The sequence below is a fragment of the Citrobacter sp. R4 genome, assembly GCF_026719175.1.
Classification (GTDB): domain Bacteria; phylum Pseudomonadota; class Gammaproteobacteria; order Enterobacterales; family Enterobacteriaceae; genus Citrobacter_A; species Citrobacter_A sedlakii.
The window spans coordinates 1-2,033 of sequence record NZ_JAPPSU010000042.1; the positions used below are offsets into that span (position 1 = coordinate 1).

Genomic DNA, 2,033 nt, shown 5'->3' on the forward strand with positions numbered 1-2,033 from the left:
AGTACCAGCGTACGGCCCACAGAATGATGTCACGCTGAAAATGCCGGCCTTTGAATGGGTTCATGTGCAGCTCCATCAGCAAAAGGGGATGATAAGTTTATCACCACCGACTATTTGCAACAGTGCCCGTCATACTTTCGCCTTCATGATCTGCAACGAGTTGATCAATAATAAGCGAAATTCGATAACGAAATTCGATATAAATCTAGAAAAAAATACCTCTATGTGTACTACGCAGTTTTAGCTGTGGCTTTCACAGGAGCACGCTTACTTACGGCTTAGCGTGCTTTATTTTCCGTTTTCTGAGGCGATCCCTAGGAGCTCGGATCTCAGGACGAAGGTCTCCGCGAATGTCCGGTCGATCCGCGCGACGTCCCAGGCGGGCGTTCCCTTGGCGGACATCCACGCCGCAGCGTCGTGCATCAGCCGCACAACCTCGTCGATATCACCCGAGCAGGCGACCCGAACGTTCGGAGGCTCCTCGCTGTCCATTCGCTCCCCTGGCGCGGTATGAACCGCCGCCTCATAGTGCAGTTTGATCCTGACGAGCCCAGCATGTCTGCGCCCACCTTCGCGGAACCTGACCAGGGTCCGCTAGCGGGCGGCCGGAAGGTGAATGCTAGGCATGATCTAACCCTCGGTCTCTGGCGTCGCGACTGCGAAATTTCGCGAGGGTTTCCGAGAAGGTGATTGCGCTTCGCAGATCTCCAGGCGCGTGGGTGCGGACGTAGTCAGCGCCATTGCCGATCGCGTGAAGTTCCGCCGCAAGGCTCGCTGGACCCAGATCCTTTACAGGAAGGCCAACGGTGGCGCCCAAGAAGGATTTCCGCGACACCGAGACCAATAGCGGAAGCCCCAACGCCGACTTCAGCTTTTGAAGGTTCGACAGCACGTGCAGCGATGTTTCCGGTGCGGGGCTCAAGAAAAATCCCATCCCCGGATCGAGGATGAGCCGGTCGGCAGCGACCCCGCTCCGTCGCAAGGCGGAAACCCGCGCCTCGAAGAACCGCACAATCTCGTCGAGCGCGTCTTCGGGTCGAAGGTGACCGGTGCGGGTGGCGATGCCATCCCGCTGCGCTGAGTGCATAACCACCAGCCTGCAGTCCGCCTCAGCAATATCGGGATAGAGCGCAGGGTCAGGAAATCCTTGGATATCGTTCAGGTAGCCCACGCCGCGCTTGAGCGCATAGCGCTGGGTTTCCGGTTGGAAGCTGTCGATTGAAACACGGTGCATCTGATCGGACAGGGCGTCTAAGAGCGGCGCAATACGTCTGATCTCATCGGCCGGCGATACAGGCCTCGCGTCCGGATGGCTGGCGGCCGGTCCGACATCCACGACGTCTGATCCGACTCGCAGCATTTCGATCGCCGCGGTGACAGCGCCGGCGGGGTCTAGCCGCCGGCTCTCATCGAAGAAGGAGTCCTCGGTGAGATTCAGAATGCCGAACACCGTCACCATGGCGTCGGCCTCCGCAGCGACTTCCACGATGGGGATCGGGCGAGCAAAAAGGCAGCAATTATGAGCCCCATACCTACAAAGCCCCACGCATCAAGCTTTTGCCCATGAAGCAACCAGGCAATGGCTGTAATTATGACGACGCCGAGTCCCGACCAGACTGCATAAGCAACACCGACAGGGATGGATTTCAGAACCAGAGAAAGAAAATAAAATGCGATGCCATAACCGATTATGACAACGGCGGAAGGGGCAAGCTTAGTAAAGCCCTCGCTAGATTTTAATGCGGATGTTGCGATTACTTCGCCAACTATTGCGATAACAAGAAAAAGCCAGCCTTTCATGATATATCTCCCAATTTGTGTAGGGCTTATTATGCACGCTTAAAAATAATAAAAGCAGACTTGACCTGATAGTTTGGCTGTGAGCAATTATGTGCTTAGTGCATCTAACGCCGCCATAAACGGCGACAGGGTGGCGCGCCTATTGCGCATAAAATGGCGAAGCCATGCGCAACAGGCGCGGAATCTCTGGCGTCCGGTTTGATGGCTTTGTTATGCAAAGGACTAGTCTTCAA

The 2,033-nt window shown here is 55.9% G+C and carries 3 protein-coding genes; all 3 read right to left on the reverse strand.

The window, feature by feature from the left end; translation table 11 throughout:
* Window positions 1–288 precede the first annotated feature (288 nt).
* Window positions 289–492, reverse strand: a complete 204-nt coding sequence (locus OOJ60_RS24420; RefSeq protein ID WP_000376616.1) for a hypothetical protein — start codon at window positions 490–492, stop codon at window positions 289–291.
* Between the two features lie 127 nt (window positions 493–619).
* Window positions 620–1,459 (reverse strand): sulfonamide-resistant dihydropteroate synthase Sul1, encoded by an 840-nt coding sequence (sul1, locus tag OOJ60_RS24425; protein ID WP_000259031.1) that lies wholly within the window; start codon window positions 1,457–1,459, stop codon window positions 620–622.
* Complete coding sequence (locus OOJ60_RS24430; RefSeq protein ID WP_000679427.1) at window positions 1,453–1,800, reverse strand: quaternary ammonium compound efflux SMR transporter QacE delta 1; 348 nt, start codon at window positions 1,798–1,800, stop codon at window positions 1,453–1,455. The genes sul1 and OOJ60_RS24430 overlap by 7 nt, the downstream gene beginning before the upstream one ends.
* Between the last annotated feature and the right edge of the window lie 233 nt (window positions 1,801–2,033).

What these genes read in the sequence shown, in the direction of transcription:
- OOJ60_RS24420 (WP_000376616.1), bottom strand. Translation starts at nt 492, where the DNA reads ATGGACAGCGAGGAGCCTCCGAACGTTCGGGTCGCCTGCTCGGGTGAT.
- OOJ60_RS24430 (WP_000679427.1), bottom strand. Translation starts at nt 1,800, where the DNA reads ATGAAAGGCTGGCTTTTTCTTGTTATCGCAATAGTTGGCGAAGTAATC.
- sul1 (WP_000259031.1), bottom strand. Translation starts at nt 1,459, where the DNA reads ATGGTGACGGTGTTCGGCATTCTGAATCTCACCGAGGACTCCTTCTTC.